This is a genomic window from Desulfurispora sp., assembly GCF_052744395.1.
Genome location: NZ_JBRAJI010000008.1, coordinates 50,054 through 74,795 on the forward strand (window position 1 = coordinate 50,054; position 24,742 = coordinate 74,795).

Here is a 24,742-nt window from a genome sequence, read left to right on the forward strand (position 1 = left end):
CACAGCGGGAAAGCTGGAGCAGGCACTGCTCCAGGGCCATGCTAGATTCAGGGAGGCGATTGCCAGATGGAGAAACTGAACCTGCCCGGTCCCGGTTCCCGGGCCCTGCTGGAAAGAAAGCAAAAATATGTGCCCCGGGGAATTGGTAACAGCATGCCCTTTTATGTACGGGAAGCCCGGGGAGCACTTTTGACCGATGTGGACGGCAACACTTTCATTGACTTTGCCGGCGGTATCGGCGTGATCAATGCCGGCCACTGCCCGCCGGAGGTGGTGCAGGCGGTACAGGAACAGGCAGCCCGCTACCTGCACACCTGTTTTATGGTGGTGGGATACCAGCCCTACGTGGACCTGGCGGAAAAGCTCTGCCAGATCACTCCCGGCAGCGGCGAGAAAAAGACCTTTTTTGTGAACAGCGGAGCCGAAGCGGTGGAAAACGCCATCAAGATTGCCCGGCTGGCCACCAAGAGGCCGGCGGTAATTGCCTTTGATTCGGCCTTCCACGGCCGCACTCTGCTCACCATGACCCTGACCAGCAAGGTCAAGCCATACAAATTCGGCTTCGGGCCTTTTGCCCCCGAGGTTTATCGCATCCCATACGCTTATTGCTACCGTTGCGCCTATGGGCGGACCTACCCGGATTGTGATCTGTACTGTCTACAGCATTTTGAAACCTTTTTTGCTTCCACTGTGGCGGCCGAGGAAGTGGCGGCCATCATTGCCGAACCGGTACAGGGTGAAGGCGGCTTTATTGTTCCGCCGCCCGAATTCTTCCCCGGCCTGCGACGCCTTTGCGACCGTTACGGCATCCTGCTGATCGCCGACGAGGTACAGACCGGCTTCTGCCGCACCGGTAAAATGTTTGCCGTACAGCACTGGGATGTGGAGCCCGACCTGATGACCATGGCCAAGTCGCTGGCGGCCGGACTACCTTTGAGTGCGGTTACCGGCCGGGCGGAAATCATGGATGTACCCGACCCCGGCCAGATTGGCGGCACCTACGGCGGCAACCCGCTGGCCTGTGTAGCGGCGCTGGCGGCTGTGGAAATTATGGAAAAAGATCGTCTGGCCGAACGGGCGGCGGCCATTGGCGGATATACCCTGGAACGCTTCCGCCGGCTGCAGACCCAATTCCCGGTAATAGGTGACGTGCGCGGCCTGGGCGCCATGGTGGCCATGGAGCTAGTCAAAGACAGGCAGACCAAAGATCCGGCCAAAGAGGCCTGTGCCCAGGTGGTGCGCTACTGCTATGAACACGGCCTGGTCACCTTAAGCGCCGGGGTTCATGGTAATGTGCTGCGGGTGCTGATGCCGCTCTGCATCACTGATGACCAGCTGGAGCAGGGTCTGAACATTATCCAGGCTGCTCTGGCCTCCCTCTAGCAGGTATCAGCCTGGCACAGCAATTCAGCCGTCCGTGCCGGGGAATTGTAAGGCTATATCGCCCGGCGAACCAGAAATGCTATAATGGTGTTACCAAAAAGCCTGACGATAACGGGTCCGGGTGCGGAGGGATCACCAGGTGCAGGACAGAGATGTGGAGCAATTGCTCCTGGAAAAACAGGAGCTGGAAGAAATCTTTAATTCTTCCTGTGACGAAATTTTTGTGACCGACGGCCAGGGCCGCACACTGCGGGTGAACAAGGTCTGTGAGCAGAACTACGGCGTGCCCGCCGAGGCCCTGATTGGCCAGAATGTGCGGCAGTTGCAGCAGCAGGGCTTTTTCAATCACTCGGTAGCCCTGCAGGCCATTCAGGAAAAAAAACGGGTAACAGCCATGCAGACCACCCGCAATGGCAAAAAGCTGATTGTCACGGCCAACCCCCTGCTGGATGAGCAGGGCCGGGTGCGGCGGGTGATCCTGAATTCCCGCGACATTACCGAACTGGTTAACCTGCGCCGCCAGTTGCTGGACAGTAAACAAAAACTGGCCAGCTACCGGGCCGAGCTGGACAAATTGCGCCGCCTGCTGGGACAGGAAAAGGAACTGGTGGCCGTCAGCCGGGCCATGCAGGACATTTTGACTATGGTGGAAAAGGTGGCCCAGCTGGATACCACCGTGCTGCTGGAGGGCGAGTCGGGCGTGGGCAAAGGGCTGGTGGCCCGGCGGCTGCATGAGCTCAGCCCGCGCCGGCAGCGCCCCTTCGTGGTGATCAACTGCGGAGCTATCCCGGAAAATCTGGTGGAGTCCGAGCTGTTCGGCTATGCACCGGGTGCCTTTACCGGTGCCCACCGGGAGGGCAAGGCGGGGCTGATAGAAGCGGCCAGCGGCGGCACTCTCTTTCTGGACGAGATCACCGAACTGCCCCTGAATGTCCAGGTGAAGTTGCTGCATGTGCTGCAGGACCGGCGGGTGATGCGGCTGGGGGAAAACCGCTACCGGGAAGTGGACATCCGGGTAATTGCCGCCAGCAACCAGCAGGTTTACCGACAGGTACAGGAGCAGAAATTCCGTGAGGACCTGTTTTACCGCCTGCATGTGGTGCCCATCATCATCCCCCCACTGCGGCACCGCCGGGAGGATATTGGACCCCTGGCGGAATATTTCCTGCAGATACTCAACCAGCGCTACCAGATTAACAAGCAGCTGGGCAGCGGAGCTCTGGAGGCCCTGCAGAAGTATCACTGGCCGGGCAATGTGCGCGAACTGGAAAATGTGATTGAGCGGGCGGTAGTGACAGCCGACGAGAACATCATTGAGCGGCACCATCTGCCGGAATATATCTTGACCGAACAGCAGCAGTTCCGCAATGTGTTTGTGGTGGACATCTGTCCCCTGAAGCAGGCTACCGAAGAAGTGGAAAGACAGATCCTCCAGAAGGCGCTGCAGAGGTACCGCAACACCTATCGCATGGCCCGAGCACTGCAGGTGAACCAGTCTACCATTGTGCGCAAGCTGAAAAAATACTTTCCCGAACTCAACCTGCGCGAAAAATAGTGTCGTTTCAAAGGCCGGTGAAAAGCAATGCCGGAGGACAGACCGGGGTTGCAGGTATTTCTGGGAATTTTGCTGGCCGGTCAGAGCAAGTGCGGGCCAGCCGCCACCACTGTGCACCTGCCGCCCGGTACCTGTGGTAATGTGGCCGAGCTACTGGATTATCTGGGCCTTTCCCCGACCCTGCTCGGCATGATCGTAGTGAATGGAGAGCGGGCCGGTCTGGATACCAAGCTGCCCGAAAGCGGCCTGGTGTATCTCTTCCCCTGCCTGGCGGGAGGGTGAAATGGCGTTGACAAGGAGGGGTTTTGTGGAAGGTTTTTTTGGTAAACTGTATCGCATCGATGTGAGCAGTTGTACCTTTCAGATTGAACCAATTAACGAACGTATTTATAGCCGCCTACTGGGGGGCAAGGGACTGGGCAGTTATTTGCTCTGGCGGGAAGTTCCGGCCGGCACCGACCCCCTGGGGCCGGAAAACAAGCTGATCTTCACCTGGGGGCCTCTGACCGGCACGGCGGCACCCGGTGCCAGCCGTTACGGGGTCTACAGCAAGTCCCCCCAGACCGGTTTGTACGGCGAATCCTACTCCGGTGGCCCGGCGGCTGCGGCCATGCGACGCACGGGCTGTGATGCCCTGATCATTCAGGGCCGGGCCGCCAGCCCGCTCTGGCTGGAGATCTCCGATGCCGGGGTAGATTTTCACCCGGCCGGCGCTATCTGGGGTCAGGACACCTATGCCGCCGCAGCCGCCATGCTGCAGCAGGTGCCGGCTGCTGACGCCCAGGCCGTGGTCATTGGCCCGGCGGGCGAAAACCAGGTGGTTTTTGCCTGCCTGGAGAACAACAACTGGCGCTCGGCCGGCCGCACCGGCATGGGCGCCGTGCTGGGCAGCAAGCTGGTCAAGGGGCTGGTTTTCCACGGCCAGACTCCCTATCCCCTTTATGATGCCGGGCTGCTCAAAGAGGTGGCCCGCCAGATCCGCCAGCAGTCCCTGAGCCACCCCGCGGTGAACACCTACCGCACCTACGGTACCACCGTAATGGTGGGAGCCATGAACGGTGCCCGCGCCTTCCCTGCTTCCTACTGGCGGGAAGGAACGCTGGAAAATTGGCCGGAACTGAGCGGGGACACCTTTTTGCAGAAATTTACCGTGAAGCCCCGGGCCTGCCCCAACTGTTTCATGGCCTGTGCCAAACTGGCGCAGATGGAAAGCGAGCGCTACGGTCAAATCACCATTGAGGGACCGGAATACGAGACTATTTTTGCCTTTGGCGGGCTCTGCCGGATTGCCTGCCTGGAGGATATTATCTACATCAACGACCTCTGCGATCGCCTGGGTCTGGATACCATTACGACGGGCAATCTGGTGGGACTGGTGATGGAGGCGGTCCGCCTGGGCCGGCTGGACTATCCCCTGGCCTATGGTGATACAGCGGGCACAGTACAGCTCTTGCAAGACATAGCCGCCCGGCGGGACCTGGGCAGCGTGCTGTCCCGGGGAATTATCCCTGCCGCCCGGGAACTGCACCTGGAAGACCTGGCCGTGCATGTCAAAGGGCTGGAACCACCCGGCTACGACCCGCGGGTGTTGAAGGGCATGGGTCTGGCCTACGCCACTTCCACCCGGGGGGCCTGTCACCTGCGGGCCACTTTTTACAAACCCGAACTGAGCGGCGTGATTGACCCGGCCACCGTGGAAGGCAAGGCCAAACTGTTTATCGAATATGAAAATCGCCTGACCATTTTCAACACCCAGATTTTCTGCCTCTTTTTCCGCGATCTGCTGGGCTGGCCGGAGCTGAGCCGCCTGATCCAGGCCGCCACCGGGGTGAACTACACCAGGGAACAGCTGGAGCAGATGGCCAATGATATAGTCACCATCACCCGCCTGTTCAACGCCCGGGAAGGGGCCACCCGAGAGCTGGATACCCTGCCCGACCGCCTGTTCCAGGAGGGCGTCAACAACGGCCAGCACCGGCTGACCCGGGAAGAGTTGAGCTTTATGGTTGACGAGTACTACAGCCTGCGCGGCTGGCAGGACAGCGGATACCCGCGGGAACAGGAGCTGCTAGAGTTTCTGGGCCGCTGAGGACCGGTGCCATCAGCTCTCCCGTTCCGCTCCGGCCCGGGCCGCCGCTGCGCCGGCCAGGCGTCCGGTAGCAAAAGCGATGTGCAGGTTGTAACCGCCGGTGGGGCCATCCACATCCATGACCTCACCGGCAAAATAAAGGTCCTGTACCAGGCGCGAGGCCATGGTGCGCGGGTCAATCTGGCGGACATCCACTCCCCCGGCCGTCACGGTAGCTTCGGCCAGGGGATGAGTACCGGTAATGTTTAATGGAAGATTTTTCAACAGCCTGGCCAGAGTTTGCCAGGCTGTTTTGCTGATCTGGGCCACCTGGCGCTCCGCCGGCAGGCCGCCCCGCTCCAGCACCACCGGCGCCAGCGCATGCGGCACCATCTGCCGGACAATATTTAACAGGCTCTTGCGCGGGTTTTGCCGGGCCTGCTCGCCCAGCACGGCCAGCAGCTGCTCCAGGGTTATGTCGGGAAACAGATCCACAAAGGCCGGCAGGGACCCCGGCACGCTCGTGGCCGGACGCCGGTGCAGATAGACCGAAACAGCCCGGCTGGCGCGCAGCGCCGCAGGCCCGGAAATCCCCCGGTGGGTGAAGAGCAAATCCCCCCGGCTGCCGGTCAGCAAGCGGCGGTCGGGGTCCAGCACGGTCAGGGCAATGCCCGGCAGGCTCACTCCCTGCACCAGCCGCTGCCGGATCCAGGTGTCGGCACAGACCAGGGGCACAGCCGCCGGGATGGGCGGTACAATGCGGTGGCCGGCCTGAGCGGCCAGCCGGTAACCATCGCCGGTGGAACCGGTGGCCGGATAGGACATGCCGCCGGTAGTCAGAATAACCCGGCCGGTAAGCGCCTGTCCGCCGGCCAGCCGCACTCCCAGCACGCGGCTCAGATCTGCCGGGAGCAGCAGCTCGCCAACCGGGCAGCCGAAGCGAAACCGCACCCCCAGCTGCCGGGCCCGTTCCGCCAGCGCGGCCACCATTTGCCGGGCATCCGCCCCCCGGGGAAAGACCCTGCCCTCATCTTCCACCACCGAGGGTATCCCCAGGCGTCGAAAAAATTCCCGGCAGTCCCGGCTGGTAAAGCTGTGCAGCGCGCTGTACAGAAATTTGCCATTGCCGGCAATGGCCTCCACCATGGCCCGGGGTTCACTGTCATGGGTAAAGTTGCAGCGACCGCCCCCGGTCAGAGCCATCTTGCGGCCGGGCCGGTCGTTTTTTTCCAGGATGGTCACCCGGGCTCCCGCTGCCGCAGCGGCGATGGCCGCCATCATACCGGCCGGCCCGGCCCCAACAACCAGAATCTGTGACGGCATAATTTTCCCTTTCCTGTCTTGATCATCAACTTCAGGCTTCTTCTATTTTAACCCATACATTGCCCCGGGCCGCGCTTTGCAGCATGGCTTCCACCAGGCGCACCGAACGGTAACCTTCCGCAAAGGTGGGCCAGGGCGGTGCAGCCGGCGGAGCGGTTTGAGCAGCCGGGATGCGGTTTTCTTTCTGCTGCAGCAGGTGGCTGTAAAAGCCGAGTAACAGGTTTTTCACACCGTCCGGCCAGCCTTCAATATGTCCGGGGGGGTAATGGCACAGCTCTCTGGCGGCACCGGGCCGCGCTGCATCCTTTACGATACACTGGCTGCCCGGCTCCCGCTGGCCCAGATGAATTTTTTCCGGCTCTTCCTGCCGCCAGGCCAGCGAAGCCCGGCTGCCGTCCAGGGCTAAAAATAGATCGTTTTTGTGTCCGGGGCTGACCTGGGACACGGTGAACACCCCCCTGGCTCCCGAGGCCAACCGCAGCAGGACGCTGGCGTATTCGGGAGCGGCCACCTCCTGCCAGCATCCCCGTGCGTCACGGCGCCGCTGGTGGATCACCGCAGTATCGGCCAGCACGGCGGTGATTCTGTCGCCGCTAATATACTCTACCAGATCACACCAGTGCGAAGCAATATCGGCCAGCACACCGCCCGGACCGCCCTGCCCGGTTTGCAGGCGCCAGTCAAAGTCGTCTTCTTCCAGCAACCAGTCCTGCAGATAGCCGCCGCGCACCAGGTTGATGCGCCCCAGGGCCTTACCGGCCACCAGCCTTCTGGCCTCCTGCACCATAGCATACATGCGGTAGTTGAACATGACCGCAGTGCTCAGGCCCCTGTCCCGGGCGAGGGCCGCCAGTTCGCGGGCCTGGGCGGAGGTCACCGCCAGCGGCTTTTCACTGACCACAGCTTTGCCCTCCAGCAGCGCGGCTTTGCTGATCTCATAATGCCGGTCGTTTGTGGTACATACGTGCACGGCATCAATATCCGGAGCGGACAGTACATCCCGGTAGTCATGGTAAACTCGCTCAATATGCCACTGCCGGGCCTGCTGCGCGGTATGATTGCGGTTTGTGCCGCAGAGGCCGGCAATTTCCACAAAACCCAGGCGCCGCAGGGCTTCGATATGAGCACGGGCGGCCTTGCCGGTGCCGATAACCGCTGCGCGTACGGGGGACATAAACTTCACCTCGGTATATTAATTTGCGGGAATTCACCCGGCATAAACGACCAATTTGCTCTCCCAATGGAAATGGCAGGCCGCACCAGCCTGCCAGGTTAAACAACTTCCGGTATGGAGATTAGCAGATGGGCGTCAAACTGCGCCCTCTGGCCCGGGCAATTTTCTCCACATAAGCCCGTGCTTTTTCGGTAATCAAATCATAGTTACCTTCGGCCAGCCCCTGTTTGGTGATGTCACTGCCCACACCCACAGCAACGGCACCGGCTTTGATCCACTGTTCTACGTTATCCAGGCTGACCCCGCCGGTGGGCATGATATTGGCCTGGGGCAGCGGACCGCGAATGGCCTTGATGGCCTGCGGACCAAACAGCTCGCCCGGGAACAGTTTGACCACGTCCACCCCCAGCTCCAGGGCGGAAATAATCTCGGTAACAGTGGCACAGCCGGGCATACAGATTTTCTGGTAGCGGTTGCACAGCCGCACGGTATCCGGGTTGAAGCCCGGGCTGACAATGTACTGGGCACCGACCAGAATGCAGGCGCGGGCGGTTTCCGGATCCAGGACGGTACCGGCACCGATCAGCATTTCCTCCTCGCTGAAGGAAGCAGCCAGCTGGCGGATGACCTCGACGGCGCCGGGGACGGTCATGGTTACTTCAATGGCGGGGATACCGCCTTTGCGCACGGCTTCAATCACCCGCAGGGCTTTTTCGGCGTTGTCGGCCCGGATCACCGCCACTATGCCGGCCTCCAGAATGCGGTTCAGCTGAGCGTGTTTTTTCAGCATGGTAAAGCCCTCCCGGTTTATCTTTGCACCCGGCCGCTGCCATCACCCCGGGCCAGCAGTTCCACCTCATCCAGGGTGACCAGGTTGAAGTCGCCGTGAATGGTGTGTTTCAGGCACGAGGCAGCCACAGCAAAGTTGATGGCCTCCTGGGGCTGCTTACCGGTCAGCAGGGAGTAAATCAGGCCAGCTCCGAAGGAATCGCCGCCCCCCACCCGGTCCAGGATGGGAGTGATATCATAACGCCGGGGATGGTAGTACTCCGTACCATCGTAAAGCAATGCCGACCAGCCGTTGTGCGAGGCCGAAAAGCTTTCCCGCAGGGTAATGGCTACATACTTAAAGCCAAAAGCCTGCTGCAGCTGACGGGCCACATCCTTATAACCCTCCAGGTTCAACTGCCCGCTGGTGATGTCGGATTGGGCCGCCTTGATCCCAAAGACATCGGCCGCATCTTCTTCATTGCCAATACAAACATCCACATAGGGCATCAGTTCGGTCATGACCTGGCGGGCCTTTTCCTTGCTCCAGAGCTTTTTGCGGTAGTTCAGGTCACAGCTGACGGTGAGGCCGGCTTTTTTGGCCGCCTGGCAGGCCTGCAGCACACAGGCGGCGGTGCTGTCGCTGATGGCCGGTGTAATGCCCGTCCAGTGGAACCAGCTGGCTCCGGCAAAAATTTTCTCCCAGTCGAAATCTTCCGGTCGGGCTTCAGCAATGGCCGAACCGGCCCGGTCGTACACCACTTTGGAGGGGCGCTGGGCAACGCCGCTTTCCAGGAAGTAGATGCCCAGGCGTTTGCCACCGCGCACAATGTAAGAAGTGTCCACACCAAAGCGGCGCAGGTGATTGATGGCCGACTGGCCGATGGGGTTGTCCGGCACTCTGGTGACATAGCAGGCCTGCAGGCCGAAATGGGCCAGCGAAACCGCCACGTTGGATTCCCCACCGCCATAGGTGACATCAAAGCGGTCGGCCTGAGTAAAGCGCAAATGGTTGGGCGTGGAAAGGCGCAACATAATTTCGCCAAATGTAACTACTTTTTTGCTCATGTTCCAGGACCCCCGTCCTTTCTGAACAAATTTTTTAGATGCGGACCAGTTTATGCAAGAAATCCCGGGACTGCCGGGCGCTGCTTTCCGGATCGGGCAGCGGCAGTATTTCCGCCGACAACGCCCCCCGGTAGCCTACTTCCCGCAGGGTTTGCACCAGAGCCCCAAAATCCAGATGTCCAAAACCAGGAGCCCAGCGATTGCTGTCGGCAGTGTGCACATGCCACAGCAGTGGTCCGGCCGCCCGGATGGCCGCGTGCATATCGGCTTCTTCTATATTGGCGTGGAAAGTATCATACAGCAGGCCAATATTGGAGCAGCCGGTTTGTTTGATCAAATCCAGAGTTTCCGCTACGGTGTTCAGCAGGTTGGTTTCGTAACGATTAATCGGTTCCACAATCAGGCGCACCTGCCGGGCAGCGGCGTATTCACCGCACCGGGTCAGGGCTTCCCGCAGCCAGGGCACGGCCTGCTCCCGGGTGTTCCCTTCCCCGCAGCGGCCCCGGATCAGGCCGATGATCACCATGGCCTGCAGTTTGCCTGCCAGGTCGATATGCTTTTGCACCCGCTGAATAGCGGCCCGGCGGATGGCCCCGTCGGGATCGGTAAAGCTCAATCCTTCTTCACCGTAGGCCTGCCCGGTCCCAATGGCCACCACGGGCAAACCCAGCTTTGTTACCAGCTCCTGCAGACCGGCGGCATCCACCTGCTCCGGATCACGCACAGCCAGTTCCACGGCATCAAAACCGAGATCGGCCACGCGCTGGATACCTTTTTCCAGGGAGTCTTTGTAGGCCAGAGCAGCAAATTTCGCCGGTCCGGATACAACCAGACATGTTTGCATTTTCTTCACCAGGCTTTGTTTTTAGCTAGTAAGACAGGACTGCCGGCCGGGCAGTCCTGTCTTTGTATATATGAGGAAGAGGGGGGAAGCGTTTACGCGGGAGGCCAGCGCAGGCTGTACAGGCTGCGGCCGCCGGGAGCCAGGGGGCCTTTGAGCACGGCTTCCACTTCTTCCCGGGGACGCTGGGTCACCTCTTCGATGGGCGGCAGCTGGCCGGGCGGGAATTTTTCCATGATATCGTTGACCAGTTTGGTCAGGTAGTCCAGGAATTTCTCAATGCCCGGGATGGCTTTGTCCGCGCTGGCCAGAGAGGCCTTGCCCACCACACCTTCCGGATAGGCGGACACTTCAATGGGACCCATGCCCACCTGACCGTACCAGGCGATGGGGCGATGCAGCAGGTTGCCGGCCTTGTCAATATGGCCGTCGGGCATAAAGCCGCGCACGTTGGTATCCACCACTTTACTCATGTCAATCATTTCCGGGAACAGGGCCAGCGACCAGGAGGTCTCCACTTCGTCGGCATGGATGAAGTGGGTTTCGTACGGGCCGCCTTCGCTCTTCAGTTTAAATTGATCCTGAATGGCGTGGTACCAGTTCACATTGCACACCACCATGGGCACCTGGTAGGTCTTGGCAAACTGGTGAATGGCGGTGGGTATAACATACTCCTGCCCGTGACCGTTGAGCAAAATCATCTTGCGGAAGCCGGTGTTCCAGTAACCGGCCATGACCGACTTGAGCACGCCGATAAAGATCTCTTCCGGCAAAATTACCGTACCGGGCATACCCATGTGGTGGTAGGGGTGCGATCCCCACCAGAGCGGCTGGGACACTGTGCAGCCGGTCCTTTTGGCCACCAGTTCGGCCATGCGGGTAACCAGGAAGGTGTCTTCACCCAGACAGGCATGCGGGCCGTGGGCTTCGGTGGCCCCCACCGGAATAATGATCAGGTCATTCTTTTTCAGTCTTTCTTCCACCTGGGCCCAGGTCATATTTTGCAGGTAGATGCCGTCATTCTTGTCCATGCTGCCAGCATCTTTCAGAGGTAAACCCCATTTGCTCATCTTTTTGCCTCCCAACCATGTTATTGTTCAAAATAGCTGCTGGTGCTGTGTTTAATCCTGATGCGGATAGATGACCACTTCGATGGCTTCGCCGCGCCGCATGGCGGCAAATCCCTGCTCAATCTCGCTCAGCGGCAGGCGATGGGTAATCAGTTTGTCCAGCGGCAGCACACCGCTTTCAATCATTTTAATAGTCGGTGGGAAAGTGTATTTAGCAATGAAGCTGCCCATAATGGTCAGTTCGTTGCGGGTGATGTCATTCTGGGCAATCTCGGCCCGGGCGTTCTGGTTCTGACCAAACAGCAGGATGCGCCCACCCCGCCGGGCCACCTGGATGGCGTCCTTAAGCAGCACACCCACGGCGTCCACCACCACATCGGCACCCAGACCGCCGGTTTGTTCCTGCACTATTTGCGCCAGATTTTCCTGGGCCGGGTTGACCACCACATCGGCACCGCTGATGCGGGCGTAGTGCTGGCGGAAGGGAGAAATTTCGGCCACAATGACTTTACCGGCACCGGAAGCCTTGAAGATCTGGGTGAAGTACAGCCCGATGGGGCCGGCCCCGAGCACCACCGCGGTTTCGCCAGGCTGCAGCTTGATCTTCTGCGTTGCGTTAACCACACAGGACAGAGGCTCGGCAAACACGGCAATTTCCGGCGGCACGTCCTTGCTGATCTTGTGCAGCGCTTTGGCCGGCGCCACGTTGTACTCGGCAAAGCCCCCGTCCAGGAAGATACCCAGCGTGGTCATGTTGCTGCACATGTTGGGCATCCCATTTTTGCAGTATGTGCAGGAACCGCAGGTCAGGTTGGGATCCACCACCACGTGGTCGCCCACGGCAAATTCGGTCACGGCAGAACCCACTTCCAGAACCTCGCCCACATACTCATGGCAGAGAATGCTGCCCACATTGCCGGGATGGCCCGGGGGAACGTGCAGAATGTGCAGGTCGGTACCACAAATGCTGGCGGCCAGCACTTTGAGCAGGACCTGGTCGGGTGCCTGTATTTTGGGTACAGGCACCTGGCGCAGTTCCAGTTTTCCCGGTGCGGCAAATACGGCCGCTAACATTGTCTCCTTCATCTAAAAGACCTCCAAAAATTAGTCCATGACGCAGGTAATTTTGCACTCATTGCGGTCGGTGCGCAGCATGACCAGGTTTTCGGGCACCTCGTCCAGAGTGACTTTCTTGGTAATCAGGGGCAGCATGTTCATACCGGTGGCCATGGCTTCAATTACCCGGGGGAAGGTACCTTCGCCGGAGTGACCCTGGGCACCAACGATTTGGGCGCGGCGCACCTGCAGCACTTCACCGGTTACCGGCATCTTGGCGTCGGCCCGGGCTACCACCACCACGGTGCTGTTCAGGCCGCGGCCTTCCCAGATGCACTGCTCAATCAGCGGGTAAACTACGGTGGGCAGACCGGTAGCTTCCAGATAGAGCTTGGCCCCATAGCCATCGGTCAGCTCCAGCACACGCTGTACAAAGTCCTCTTTCAGGGGGTTGATCACGAAATCGGCACCCAGTTTGCGGCCAATTTCCGCCCGGCCGGCTTCCGGCTCGGACAGGATCACGCGGGCCGCTCCCATGCGCTTCAGGATGGCGCAGGCCGCCAGACCTACCGGACCGCCGCCGCAAATAACCACGTTGTCACCGGGCTTGATCCCGCCGCCCCGCTGCACCACCGCGTTGTAAGCCACGCAGGTGGGCTCCACCAGCGAACCGGCCAGGTAGAGGTCTTCACCCTGGTAAGTATCTTTCAGCGGATCCAGGCTCCAGACCACGCGATCGGGCACCACAATGTATTTGGCAAAAGCACCGTTGACATTGAAACCAATTTCATCCAGCCGCTCGCAGTGGTTGGGATAACCGTCGGCACAGGGCTGGCAGCGACCGCACCAGAGCATTTCTTCGGCGCAGACATCTTCGCCCCCGACAAAGGGCTTGTTGGTCCGCTTGTTGATGGCACCGGGGCCGGCCTTGACAATTTTACCGGCAAACTCGTGACCCAGCACGGCCGGAAAGCCGGTCAGACCGGGATACCAGATGTAGCCGTCATCATCGGGCTGGGCCATGTGTACGTCACTGCCGCAAATACCACAGGCTTTAACCTCAATCAGAACTTCGCCCGGGCCCGGCTCGGGAACATCCACTTCTTCCACGGCCACTACCGGGTTGCGCCATACTTTGGAACCCAGATAGGTCTGTTTGAACTCAATGTCCTTGGCCCCCAGCTTGAAATCGGGCTTGGGTGCCCATTCCGCTCTAAGTACTACTGCCCGCATTTTTTCTGCCATTTTAAGCAAGCCTCCTTGGTATTTTGGTGTTGGTAATATATTGGCCAAAGAAAAATCTTGTAAACGTTTGTATTTTACCTAACAAAAAAGGTTAGTAAATTTATTTAGGCATACTGCTGCGCCGCACCACCAGCTCGGGCTGCAGGATGATCTTTTTCTTTTCCCGGGACGGGCCCTCCTTGATTTCTTCAATCAATATCTTGGCTGCCATCTCGCCCATGGCATATTTGGGCTGGGCTACCGTAGTCAAACTCACTTCGGCATATGAAGCAAAGGGAATATCATCAAAACCCACTACCGCCAGATCGCCGGGTACCCGCAAATTCATATCGGCGGCCGCCTGCAGCACGCCCAGGGCCAGGATATCATTGGCGGCAAAGATCGCGGTGGGCCGGGGCGATAGTTTGAGCAGTTCCAGCGCATTGCTGTAGCCGCTTTCCCGCTTAAAGGATCCCAGGCGCACCAGCTCCGGTCTTACCGGCAGTTCGTAAGCTCCCAGCATCATCTTGTAGCCCTGCAATCTTTCCCGGGTGGCCTCCACATGGGACAGCCCCCCCACAAAGGCAATATCGCGATGTCCAGTTTCGATTAAATGTTCCATGACCAGACAGGCGCCCCGCACATTATCAATCACCACATAATGGGCCTGAATGTTTTTCAGGACGCGGTTGATCATGATCAGCGGTACCGCGCTGTCGGCCAGATACTCCATCATCTGCTGCTCATCATTAATTACTGAAGCCAGAATGATGCCGTCCACCCGTTTTTCTTCCAGCAGGGCCAGGTATTTTCTTTCTTTTTCCTCTTCCCAGTTGGTGTTGCACAAAAATATGCTGTAACCGGCCTGCGCCGCCGCTTCCTCCGCACCCCGGGCCACTTCGGGGAAAAAGGGGTTGGTGATATCGGGGATGATCAATCCCAGAGTCTTGCTTTCCCTGGTGACCAGGCTGCGCGCCAGCGCATTGGGCTTGTATCCCATTTCTTCCGCCAGCTTTTGAATCTCGCGGCGGGTTTTTTCGTTTACCTCCGGCCGGTTGTTCAGGGCGCGGGAGACGGTGGCGTAGGATACTCCAGCCTTTCTGGCTATATCTTTGATGGTTACCGCCATGCGTTTCCCTCCCTACAAACGTTTTCAGGTTCTAGATCAATTATACAAACGTTTTCAGGAGGTGTCAAGGGAATTACCACAAAATAATTCGCATTGCCCCAGCCTTTTACAATGCGCTAATTTGTGTAAAAAAGAGGGAAGCCTGTTGTGCCGGGCTTCCCTCTTTTGTCTGATATTAGTCAATACCGGACAACTTAAATAATCTTTTTGCCGAGAATCTTTTCCAGCTCAGCAATGTTTTGATCCACGTTGTCCTTGTTGATCACCTGAGTGCCGGTATCAATCCGCTTCTCCACTTGCTCGCCTTTTACGGCTTTTACAGCAGCCTCTACCGACATTTTACCGATGTTGTAGGGGCTTTGAGCAATGGAAGCATCCAGCTTGCCTTCCTTGATGGACTTCAGCGCATCCGGGGAACCATCGAAACCAACCACCGGGATGTTCTTCTTGGCCGCCTGCAGAGCCTGCAGAGCACCCAGAGCCATCTCGTCATTGGTAGCGAAAACGCCCTGAATATCCGGGTTGGCCTGCAGGATGTTTTCCATTACGGAGACCGCCATGGCGCGCTCCGAGTTGGCCGGTTGAATGGTGACAATCTTCACGCCGCCAGCTTCCAGCATTTCTTTGGCGCCATTGGCTCATTCATCGTGGGTGGGATCACCCAGAGCACCGCGCAGGATGGCCACCTTGGCGCCCTGGCCCAGTTTCTTGGCCAGGTATTCGCCGGCCTGTTTGCCGCCGGCCAGGTTGCCTGTTCCCACAAAGGATACCTTGCTGTCCCAGTTGGCATCGGTATCGGCTAGCACCACCGGAATGCCGGCAGCCTTGGCTTTATCAAAAGCAGCGATAGCCGAAGAAGGCTGACTGGGAGCCACTACCAGAGCAGAAACCTTGTTCACAATCTGGTCTTCAATCATGCTGATCTGGCCGGTAACATCAGTTTCAGCATTCGGGCCCAGAACTTTTACATCCACACCCAGGTCTTTGCCTGCCTGTTCAGCACCGGCGGTCACAATCTTCCAGTAGTCACTGTTGGCAGCTTTCAAGACTACACTGACCTTGATCTTGTCCGACTTGGCTTCACCCTGTTGAGATTGCTGGTTGTTTTGGGTCGATCCACCACAGCCGGCCAGAGCTACCAGCATGGCCACAGCCAGCAAAGCTACACCAAATTTTTTCAGCATGACAATACCCCCTTGGAAATAATTTGAGTTTGTACCGAGCAGTCAAAATACGGTTATCCAGCCGTTCTTTTTTTCACCTCCTCGATTTTGCCGCTGCCCTCTGGCGCAACACATCTACATACACAGCGGCAATGATCACAATACCAATGGCTACCGTTTGCATTTCCGCCGAAACGCTGAGCAGGTTCAACCCATTGCGCAGCACGGCCATAATCATGGCACCAATCAAGGTGCCCCAAACGGTACCAACGCCACCAAAGAAACTCGCCCCGCCGATAATGGCAGCAGCAATGGCGTCAAACTCGTAACCCAGACCGGCCAGCGGGTAGGCCGCGTTCACCCGCCCTACCAGCACCAAACCGGCCAGGGCAGCCAGAAAACCGCTCAATGTATAAACAATGATCAGGATGCGATCAACATTGATACCCGACAGACGGGAGGCTTCCGGGTTGCCACCCACGGCGTAGATATAGCGCCCGGTGGTGGTGCGGGTGAGAAACAGGTGAAAGATAACATACACTCCAATGACCAGCACAAAGCTTACCGGCACTGGTCCCCAGAAACTGGCTCCCACATATTGAATGGAAACAGGAAATCCCGAAATGGGCGATGCGGCGGTCACAATCAGCGCCAGCCCCCGGGCCACGTTCATGGTACCCAGAGTGGAAATAAATGGGTGCGGCAGATGCAGTTTGGTCAGCATCACCCCGTTCAAGAATCCCAACAAAACGCCTATACCCAGACAAACCAGGATACCCAGCAGGGGAGACAGGCCCATCTTGACCACTACAATGGCCATGCAAACCGTGGAAAGAGCCAGAATTGAGCCCACCGACAGATCAATCCCACCGGTCAGAATGGCCAGCAACAATCCCAGCGCTATCAAGCTGTTGATGGAGGACTGGCGCGCCACGTTCATCAGGTTGTCCAGGGTCAGAAAATTGGGCGACAAAAAGGCCAGTACCGTACAGAGAATCAGCAGTCCAATCAGGGCACCAAAGCTGCGCAAAATATCCCGCCAGCGATTGGGATTGGGCAGAGATCCCTTTTCCGCCAGAGCTGCGCCCGCCTCATTTTTTATACTCATTGCCTAAACTCCCCCCGTTGCTGCAAACATGATCTTTTCTTGTGTAGCTTCCTGCCGGTCAAACTCCCCGGTAATTCGCCCTTCCCGCATGACCAGAATGCGATCGCTCATACCCAGGACTTCCGGCAGCTCCGAAGAAATCATCATGACACAGGCACCCTGTTCAACCAGCCGGTTGATCAGGTTGTACACCTCCACCTTGGCACCCACATCAATACCCCGGGTGGGTTCGTCAAAAATAAATATCTGCGCCTTGCTCATCAACCATTTGGCCAAAACCACCTTTTGCTGGTTGCCACCGGAAAGCAACCTGGCCGGCCTGTCCATATACAGCGGCCTGACCTGCAGCTCACGGGCCAGCCTTTCCGCCTCCCTGGCCACGCTGGAGAGATTGATCACGGTGCCCCGGGAATACCTGTCCAGCGCCACCAGCGAGGTATTAAAGGAGATACTCTGAATCAGTACCAGACCCTGATTTTTGCGGTCCTCGGTAAGAAAGGCAATGCCGCAGTTAATGGCATCCCGGGGACACTTGATTTTCACTTCCCGGCCAAAAACATATATTTTTCCGCCGTCGATTTTATCGGCACCAAAGATGGCCCGGGCCAGCTCGGTACGGCCGGCTCCTACCAGTCCGGCTATCCCCAGCACTTCGCCCCGGTAAGCAATAAAACTGATATCATGAAGCACCTTGCTCCGGCAGAGCCCTTCCACCCGCAGCGCTTCCTCGCCCCGCCGGGTAATTATTTTGGGGAATTTCTCTTCCAGGTTCCGCCCCACCATCAGGTGAATAATTTCTTCTATGTTGGTTTCGGCAAGCTTTTTGGTGGCCACATATTTGCCGTCGCGCAGCACCGTAACCGTATCGCAAATTTTGTATATTTCATCCATGCGGTGCGAAATAAAGATTACCGCCACGCCCTTTTGTTTGAGGCGGATGACTGTCTGCAACAGCTCATGGGTTTCCCGGGCACTCAAACTGGAAGTGGGTTCATCCATAATGATCAGGCGGGCGTTCTTGGACAGGGCCCGGGCAATTTCCACCATTTGCTGCTGGCCCACCCCCAGACTGCCCACTTTGACCCGGGGATCAATACATAGTCCCAGCTCACCCAGCAAGCCGGCGGAAATCCGGATCATTTCCTCGCGGTTGAGCCAGCCCAGGTTTTTGCTTTGCAGCAGTTCATGGCCCAGAAATATGTTCTCATACACGGCCATCTGGGGCACGATATTCAGTTCCTGATAGATACAGGCAATTCCCAGCTCAATGGCCTGACGGGGTGTTTTTATCTCCACTTCCCGGCCTTCCCAGAAGATCTGGCCGCTGTCTTTTTGATAGGCGCCGGTCAAAATTTTGATCAGCGTAGACTTACCGGCCCCGTTTTCACCCATCAGACCCAGCACTTCGCCGGGATGAATACAAAGGTTAACCCTGTCCAGGGCCAAAACACCGGGAAAGCTTTTGGTTACTTCTTTCAGTTCCAGCAACGGTTGGGGCAAGAAAACAACCTCCTCCCTGGCACAATCAAGTAAGCGCTTACATTTTACTGCTCAACAACACCTGAATATGGATTATTGTCAGGGTAGCTCAGCAACCGGGTCAGCCCGTTGATCCTCCTGTTTTGCGCCGGCAAAGCGCCGCCGGAGATGTGGCCGATTTGCGAATTACCAGATGGGTATCCAGAATAATGCGCTTGCGAGGCAAATTCTCACCATTGATCAGATTAACCAAACAATCAATCGCCTGGTGCCCCATGCTGTAGATGGGCTGCGCCACGGTTGTCAGGGGCGGATCGGTTACCGAGGCAATGATGGTGTCGTCAACCCCCACTACCGACAGTTGCTCCGGTACAGCCAGGCCGGCCGCTTTGGCTTCCGCAATGATACCAATCGCCACCATATCGTTAAAGGCCACCACCGCAGTGGGCTTTTTGCTGAGCTGCAACAACTGGCGAACAGCCCTGCGCCCACCTTCTATACCCCTGCAGTCAAATATCTGCAGCTCATCGCTGATGGCCAGACCGTATTCCTCCAGAGCCCGCAGGTAGCCCAGCCTCCTGTCCTGGCTGGTTTTGATGGTCAGCGACTGGGTAGCCAGGGCAATCACCCGGTGGCCCAGCTCAATCAAATGCCGGGTGGCCGTGTAACCTGCTTCCACATTATCCACCAGTACCGAGCACAAATCCATATCGGTAGCTTCCCGCGCGACCAGCACAACCGGCAGGCCGCTTTTTTGCACCTGCTTCAGGGCCTGACTGCCCGCGCTGGCGGCAGCAAACAACAAACCATCGATGCGCTTTCTCAAAAGCAGGCGCACATAAGCCTGCTCCTTATGCGGCTTGTTGTCTGTGTTGCAGATAATCACATTGAATCCATGGTAGTTGGCCCGATCTTCTACTCCCCGGGCCAGCTCGGCAAAAAAGGGGTTGGCAATATCCGGCAACAGAAATCCCAGGGTATAGGTTTTCTTGCCTGTTAATGCCGCGGCCACCGCATTGTGCGAGTAATTCAGGTCGCGAATGGCGGCCATTACTCTCTGACGCGTTTCTTCCTTTACTCCCGGGCTGTGATTAAGCACGCGGGAGACCGTGGCTATGGATACGCCGGCCCGCTGAGCAATATCATAAATGGTAGGCATTGGCAGATCACCCGGTAATATGACGTAAGCGCTTACATTTTTCAGTATCTTTATTCTACATATATTTTTTTTTACCTGCTGTCTATTTGGTTAATTTTAATAAATTTTTTAGTTGACACTGCGCTTTACAGGGTGACGCCGTCCTTGAATATGGCTATTTCCCGGAAGCCGGCCTTTTCATGACAGGCCTGGCTCCCGCTGGCCACAGCAATGATCTGCTGCCACAGCTCACCGGCCAGCACCGGCAGCGGCCTGCCCGCCAGCAGGTCACCGGCGGAAAAATCAATCCAGTGCGGCTTGCGTTGGGCCAGCACATCATTTGAAGCAATTTTCAGTGTGGGCACCGGTCCACCCAGTGGCGTACCGCGGCCGGTAGTGAACAGCACCATCTGGGCACCGGCGGCGGCCAGTGCGGTTACCGCCACCATGTCATTCCCCGGACCATCCAGCAAACTCAGACCGGCCTGTTTAATCCGGTGGCCGTAGGGAATTACATCCACCACCTGGCTGTGGCCGCCCTTTAAAATGCAGCCCAGCGATTTTTCCTCCAGCGTGGTAATCCCGCCCTGTTTGTTGCCGGGTGAAGGGTTTTCATATACCGGCTGCTGGTAACGTTGAAAATACCGCTTGAACCCGTTAATCATGCCCACTATTTTTTCAAATACCTGTTCATCGACAGCCCGGTCCATCAAAATTTGTTCCGCCCCAAACATCTCGGGCACTTCGGTCAGAATGGCACTGCCCCCCCGGGCCACCAGGTAATCGGACACGCAGCCCACCAGCGGGTTGGCTGTAATGCCGGAGAACGCATCCGAGCCACCGCACTTCAGCCCCAGCACCAGCTTGCTCACCGGTATCGCCGTGCGGGTGAAGCTCTCGGCATAGCGCACCAGCGGCTCTAAAAGTTCCAGTGCCGCTTCCACCTCATCGCCCACAGCCTGGGCTTCTAAAAACTTAACCCGCTCGGGATCAACCTGGCCCAGCACCTGTTTAAAGGAAGCAATGTTGTTGTTTTCACAGCCCAGACCCAGCACCAGCACGGCGGCCGCATTGGGATGCTGCACCAGGCCGGCCAGAATCTGCTGGGTTTGCTGTTGATCTTTACCCAGCTGCGAACAACCGTAAGGGTGACCAAAATGATAAATACCATCAATTCTGGCTCCCTGAAAAGCCAGTCCGGCCCGGCGGGCAATCTCGGCCGCCACCGCATTGCTACAGCCCACCGTATTGATGATCCAGACTTCATTGCGCACGCCGGCCCGCCCATCCCGGCGCAGGTAGCCGGCAAAGCTGTCGGGCAGCCCCTCCGGTACCAGGGGCAAGCTGGCTGCAGGACGGGGGGAATAGCTGTATGACTGTGGACCGGCCAGAGCGGTGGCCAGATTGTGACTGTGCACATGCTGCCCGGCCAGAATATCCCGGCTGGCCGTACCAATGGCATAACCATATTTAATCACCCGTGCCCCCTCGGAAATATCCCTGATGGCTACTTTGTGCCCCCGGGTAACAGGCTCGAGTGTTCTCAAGATGCTATCGCCCAGGCTCAGCTCGATATCGCCGGGCAGATCGGCCAGCGCTACGGCCACATTGTCGGCGCTGTGGATTTGCAACAATTTACCTTTCATCATTGCCCCGCTCCCCGCGCTATTTCTCCAGCAGTTCCCTCAGGGCAGACAGCGGGCCACGGGAAAGAATGGCCTGAAGATAACCGGCTACCGCAGAGGAGAATTCCGGTATTTCATCAAAATCGGCACCCCAGATGTTCCGGTCGGCCAGCAAGCGGCGCACGGTTTCGGCTACCTGCCGGGGGTTGTCCGGCCCGGTTTCCTGCCAGGCCTGCAACATCAGCTGCAGGGTATTCTGGTCATCCCGGAGCTGGTAGGCGCCTTTTTCCCGCCGGCCCACCAGATAACCATCCCTGATTTCCCGGCCCCGATACAGCGCCAGCAACCCGGCCAGGGCAAAAGTCAAGTGCGGCGGCAGCTGGCCAAACCGGTGGTAGTAGGCCTTGACCACCGGCCAGCAGCGGGTGATATACTTGCTGGTCGAGTTCAGGGCTATATCCAGCAGCCGGTGTTCGATATAGGGATTGGCAAAGCGCTCCAGAACGTTACGGGCAAAGCCAGCCTTTTCCTCCTCCGGCAGGTCCAGCACGGGCACAATTTCCTCAAAAATACCGCGGCGCATAAACTCGCCCAGCAGCGGATGCTCCACCGCTTCCCGCACCGTGTCCAGACCGCAGAGAAAGGCAATGGGCACGGTCATGGTGTGACTGCCGTTGAGGATGTATACCTTGCGGTTGCGATAAGGGGTAACGTCATTTACCCACCGCACATTCAAACCAATTTTGTGCAGGGGGAGCTCTTCAGCCAGATGTTCCGGCCCTTCAATAACCCATAAATGAAAAATCTCTCCCGTATTGAGCAGCCTGTCCTCATATCCCAACCATTGTTGTATTTCGGCCGCCTGCTCCGCCGGGTATCCGGTAACAATTCTGTCCACCAGCGTGTTCAAGAAATAATTGCAGTTTAACAGCCAGTCCCGGAATTCGCCCGGCAATGACCAGTGCTCCGTCAGGGCCAGCAAAACCTCTTTCAATCTGTCCCCATTGCGCTCGATCAGCTCGCAGGGAATAATGACCATACCCGCCGCGGCGCTGCCCTGAAAATGACTGTAGCGGTGGTAGAGGAAGTGCAGCAATTTGGCCGGAAAAGTTTGGGGACATACTGACGGCTGGTATTTTTCCGGCTCATATACTATGCCGGCCTCGGTAGTGTTGGAAATAACAAAACGCAAAGCCGGGTTTTCCGCGCAGGCCAGAAAAGCCGTCCAGTCCCGGTAGGGATTCAGGCCCCGACTGATCGAACTGATGATTTGTTTTTCTTCCACTATGCGGCCATCCTGCAGCCCGCGCAACAGCAGGGTATACAGGCCGTCCTGTTCATTGAGCACATCCACCAGACCATGAGCAATGGGCTGTACAACTACAACTTTACCCCCAAACAGTCCGGACTGGTTTAAACGATGCACCATCCAGTCCACAAAGGCCCGCATAAAGTTGCCTTCGCCAAACTGGATGATTTTTTCCGGATAGTCCTGCCATACCGGTACCTGCAAATCTGCGGGAAACTGGTGATCACCGCTCAGCAAAGCACCCTTAAGACGCATGATCCTCCTCCTTCTTAAAAAGAAAAATGTCTGGACGGGGTACCACTTTACAAGATACCTTAAACGTTTGCAAATTACAAACCGGCAGAACTCTTCTGTACTCAAAGTACCCGGGAATTATTTTAAATTTTTATCGGATTAAGGCTAATGCAAACCTTTTCAGGGATATTTTATTTATGTAAATATAAACGCAAATTTTAACTCAAAACCAGGCTACTTTCTCATATATACATGGCTCTTTTCAGTTAGAGAAAATTTTGTTAGTATACATGATAACGCCGTCCGGTGCTGTCAGAGGAAGGAGGAAAAATCGTGCCCGTACCCACTCTACCTGTGTTTACTGTGTTGCTGGTTGCAGCCATCTGGGGCTTTTCTTTTTTGTTTACCAAAGACGCTCTGGCCTATCTGCTGCCTTTTCAATTGCTGGGGCTGCGCTTTGCCCTGGCCACCCTGTGCCTGCTGGCGCTGGCTCTTACCGGAAAGGTCAAAATAATGCCCGAACCGCACAAGCTGCCCCGGCTGCTCCAGATTGCCATCTGGCAACCCGTGCTCTATTTCACCTGCGAAGTATACGGCATCAAACTCACCACCGCTTCCGAGTCGGCCATCATCATCGCCCTGGTACCGGTATCCATTACCGTACTGGCCATCATTTTGTTAAAAGAAAAGGTTACCGCCCGGCAGATATTGTGCATCGCCGTAGCGGTAACCGGAGTGATCTTGATGAGCGTCCATGGCACGCCTGCCGGCAGCCCCGGCAGTGGTTATCGCCTGCTGGGGGTGGCTTTCCTGCTCGGCGCAGTGCTGGCAGCCGGTTTTTACAACGTATTTTCCCGGCAGGCGGCGGCCAGTTCCTCTCCCCTGGAGATCACCTTTGTAATGATGGCGCTGGGCGCTGTGGTGTTCAACGCCCTGGGACTGGGGCAGGCCATCCTGCAGCACCGGCTGGACACCTATCTGACTGTATTAACCAACAGGTCGGTGCTGGTTGGGGTCCTGTATCTGGGCATTATTTCTTCCGTACTGGCCTTTTTTATGCTTAATTACTCCCTGTCCCACCTGCCGGCTTCCCGGGTAGCGGTTTATTTGAATTTGATCCCGCTGGTGGCTGTGGCAGCCGGTGTATTTTTCCTGCATGAACAACTTTCCCTGCGCCAGGCCGGGGGCGGAATGATGGTGCTGCTGGGGGTGTGGGGCACCACACACTGGCAGGCGGAAAAATTGGCGGCCCAGCAGTAAGACTATTTTTTCCAGAACAGAATTTCCGCCGGCTGACGGGGCGGCATGGGCCAGCTGCCGCGCGGGTATCCCAGGGCCAGGGGAGCAATCAGTTTGTAATAATCGGGCACATCCAGAGCCTGTTTGAATTCGGGCTTGTTGCCAAACTCCACAAAAAAGCCAATCCAGCAGCTACCCAGACCCAGGCTGTGCGCCGCCAGCATGATGTTCTGGGCCGCCATGCTGCAGTCGTTGATATAGGTCATGGATTTTCTGCTATCGGCCCAGAGGAGCAGCAAAGCCGGCGCGTGATAAAATATGTGAAATCCCTGGTTTTCCAGGACCGCCTTGTACTGCTGCAAGTAGGGACGCTCGGCCACTTTGGTCAGAAGAAAGGCTTTGGCTTCATCCGACCATTTTTGCAGCAGCTGCTGATCTTGAACCACAGCAAAACGCCAGGGCTGCAGATTGGAACCACTGGGAGCATAAGTGGCATATTCCAGCAGCTGCCGAATGGTTTCTTCGGTTACCGGTTGCTCCAGGTAGGCCCGGACACTGCGGCGGTCTTTGAGCGCTGTTAATAAATCCATAACAACACCTTCCTCTTAGATTATGTTTCCTGCTGTATATTATTTTCGCCAATTTTCCGCCAATACCTTTCTGCTGGGATCATGTGGCAGTGCAGGTTGTTGCGCACAGGATATAGCTTTCGGGATCGACAACCGGTATAATATTTTTCCTGAATCCGTGAAATAAATTTTTAAAAACCCTTGATATTCTGCGATATT

Annotated in this window: 20 protein-coding genes and 1 pseudogene; 5 read left to right on the plus strand and 16 right to left on the minus strand. The window is 57.3% G+C overall.

Going from position 1 to position 24,742, the window contains the following annotated elements; genetic code table 11:
• Nucleotides 1-66 precede the first annotated feature (66 nt).
• The 4 genes from gabT to ACUVTU_RS03570 all read left to right on the plus strand — a co-directional run bounded on the left by gabT (nucleotide 67) and on the right by ACUVTU_RS03570 (nucleotide 5,027).
• Nucleotides 67-1,383, plus strand: coding sequence for a 4-aminobutyrate--2-oxoglutarate transaminase (gene gabT / locus ACUVTU_RS03555; protein ID WP_445888592.1), 1,317 nt, complete (start codon nucleotides 67-69; stop codon nucleotides 1,381-1,383).
• 139 nt (nucleotides 1,384-1,522) lie between these two features.
• Nucleotides 1,523-2,938, plus strand: a complete 1,416-nt coding sequence (locus tag ACUVTU_RS03560) for a sigma-54 interaction domain-containing protein (RefSeq protein ID WP_445888593.1) — start codon at nucleotides 1,523-1,525, stop codon at nucleotides 2,936-2,938.
• A gap of 27 nt (nucleotides 2,939-2,965) precedes the next feature.
• Nucleotides 2,966-3,220, plus strand: coding sequence for a MoaD/ThiS family protein (locus tag ACUVTU_RS03565; protein ID WP_445888594.1), 255 nt, complete (start codon nucleotides 2,966-2,968; stop codon nucleotides 3,218-3,220).
• A 25-nt stretch (nucleotides 3,221-3,245) separates the two neighbouring features.
• Nucleotides 3,246-5,027: an aldehyde ferredoxin oxidoreductase family protein gene (locus ACUVTU_RS03570; RefSeq protein WP_445888595.1), complete on the plus strand. Its 1,782-nt coding sequence runs from the start codon at nucleotides 3,246-3,248 to the stop codon at nucleotides 5,025-5,027.
• A gap of 12 nt (nucleotides 5,028-5,039) precedes the next feature.
• Here the strand turns inward: ACUVTU_RS03570 and ACUVTU_RS03575 are convergent, their stop codons facing one another.
• The 15 genes and pseudogenes from ACUVTU_RS03575 to ACUVTU_RS03645 all read right to left on the minus strand — a co-directional run bounded on the left by ACUVTU_RS03575 (nucleotide 5,040) and on the right by ACUVTU_RS03645 (nucleotide 22,736).
• Nucleotides 5,040-6,329: an NAD(P)/FAD-dependent oxidoreductase gene (locus ACUVTU_RS03575; protein WP_445888596.1), complete on the minus strand. Its 1,290-nt coding sequence runs from the start codon at nucleotides 6,327-6,329 to the stop codon at nucleotides 5,040-5,042.
• A 31-nt stretch (nucleotides 6,330-6,360) separates the two neighbouring features.
• On the minus strand, nucleotides 6,361-7,503 hold the full coding sequence (locus tag ACUVTU_RS03580; RefSeq protein WP_445888597.1) for a Gfo/Idh/MocA family protein: 1,143 nt from the start codon (nucleotides 7,501-7,503) through the stop codon (nucleotides 6,361-6,363).
• Between the two features lie 121 nt (nucleotides 7,504-7,624).
• The gene (locus tag ACUVTU_RS03585; protein WP_445888598.1) at nucleotides 7,625-8,293 is read right to left on the minus strand and encodes a bifunctional 2-keto-4-hydroxyglutarate aldolase/2-keto-3-deoxy-6-phosphogluconate aldolase; all 669 of its coding nucleotides are present in this window, start codon (nucleotides 8,291-8,293) and stop codon (nucleotides 7,625-7,627) included.
• 17 nt (nucleotides 8,294-8,310) lie between these two features.
• Complete coding sequence (locus ACUVTU_RS03590; RefSeq protein WP_445888599.1) at nucleotides 8,311-9,339, minus strand: PfkB family carbohydrate kinase; 1,029 nt, start codon at nucleotides 9,337-9,339, stop codon at nucleotides 8,311-8,313.
• 34 nt (nucleotides 9,340-9,373) lie between these two features.
• A complete protein-coding gene (iolO, locus tag ACUVTU_RS03595) occupies nucleotides 9,374-10,183 on the minus strand; it encodes a 5-keto-L-gluconate epimerase (RefSeq protein WP_445888600.1) in 810 nt (269 codons plus the stop codon).
• Between the two features lie 92 nt (nucleotides 10,184-10,275).
• On the minus strand, nucleotides 10,276-11,250 hold the full coding sequence (iolN, locus tag ACUVTU_RS03600) for a 3-dehydro-scyllo-inosose hydrolase (protein WP_445888601.1): 975 nt from the start codon (nucleotides 11,248-11,250) through the stop codon (nucleotides 10,276-10,278).
• A gap of 51 nt (nucleotides 11,251-11,301) precedes the next feature.
• A complete protein-coding gene (locus tag ACUVTU_RS03605) occupies nucleotides 11,302-12,336 on the minus strand; it encodes an alcohol dehydrogenase catalytic domain-containing protein (RefSeq protein ID WP_445888602.1) in 1,035 nt (344 codons plus the stop codon).
• 18 nt (nucleotides 12,337-12,354) lie between these two features.
• Nucleotides 12,355-13,551: a scyllo-inosose 3-dehydrogenase gene (gene iolM, locus ACUVTU_RS03610; protein WP_445888603.1), complete on the minus strand. Its 1,197-nt coding sequence runs from the start codon at nucleotides 13,549-13,551 to the stop codon at nucleotides 12,355-12,357.
• A gap of 100 nt (nucleotides 13,552-13,651) precedes the next feature.
• On the minus strand, nucleotides 13,652-14,659 hold the full coding sequence (locus ACUVTU_RS03615; protein ID WP_445888604.1) for a LacI family DNA-binding transcriptional regulator: 1,008 nt from the start codon (nucleotides 14,657-14,659) through the stop codon (nucleotides 13,652-13,654).
• Nucleotides 14,660-14,853: 194 nt separating this feature from the next.
• Nucleotides 14,854-15,843: pseudogene (locus ACUVTU_RS03620) on the minus strand (sugar ABC transporter substrate-binding protein).
• Nucleotides 15,844-15,916: 73 nt separating this feature from the next.
• The gene (locus ACUVTU_RS03625) at nucleotides 15,917-16,930 is read right to left on the minus strand and encodes an ABC transporter permease (protein ID WP_445888605.1); all 1,014 of its coding nucleotides are present in this window, start codon (nucleotides 16,928-16,930) and stop codon (nucleotides 15,917-15,919) included.
• Nucleotides 16,931-16,933: 3 nt separating this feature from the next.
• Complete coding sequence (locus ACUVTU_RS03630; RefSeq protein WP_445888606.1) at nucleotides 16,934-18,430, minus strand: sugar ABC transporter ATP-binding protein; 1,497 nt, start codon at nucleotides 18,428-18,430, stop codon at nucleotides 16,934-16,936.
• A gap of 100 nt (nucleotides 18,431-18,530) precedes the next feature.
• Nucleotides 18,531-19,568 (minus strand): LacI family DNA-binding transcriptional regulator, encoded by a 1,038-nt coding sequence (locus tag ACUVTU_RS03635; protein ID WP_445888607.1) that lies wholly within the window; start codon nucleotides 19,566-19,568, stop codon nucleotides 18,531-18,533.
• Between the two features lie 125 nt (nucleotides 19,569-19,693).
• Nucleotides 19,694-21,196, minus strand: a complete 1,503-nt coding sequence (locus tag ACUVTU_RS03640; RefSeq protein WP_445888608.1) for a UxaA family hydrolase — start codon at nucleotides 21,194-21,196, stop codon at nucleotides 19,694-19,696.
• Between the two features lie 16 nt (nucleotides 21,197-21,212).
• Complete coding sequence (locus ACUVTU_RS03645) at nucleotides 21,213-22,736, minus strand: tagaturonate reductase (protein WP_445888609.1); 1,524 nt, start codon at nucleotides 22,734-22,736, stop codon at nucleotides 21,213-21,215.
• Between the two features lie 312 nt (nucleotides 22,737-23,048).
• Between ACUVTU_RS03645 and ACUVTU_RS03650 the strand changes: the two genes are divergently transcribed.
• Nucleotides 23,049-23,975, plus strand: coding sequence for a DMT family transporter (locus ACUVTU_RS03650; protein WP_445888610.1), 927 nt, complete (start codon nucleotides 23,049-23,051; stop codon nucleotides 23,973-23,975).
• Between the two features lie 2 nt (nucleotides 23,976-23,977).
• Here the strand turns inward: ACUVTU_RS03650 and ACUVTU_RS03655 are convergent, their stop codons facing one another.
• A complete protein-coding gene (locus tag ACUVTU_RS03655) occupies nucleotides 23,978-24,544 on the minus strand; it encodes a nitroreductase family protein (protein WP_445888611.1) in 567 nt (188 codons plus the stop codon).
• Between the last annotated feature and the right edge of the window lie 198 nt (nucleotides 24,545-24,742).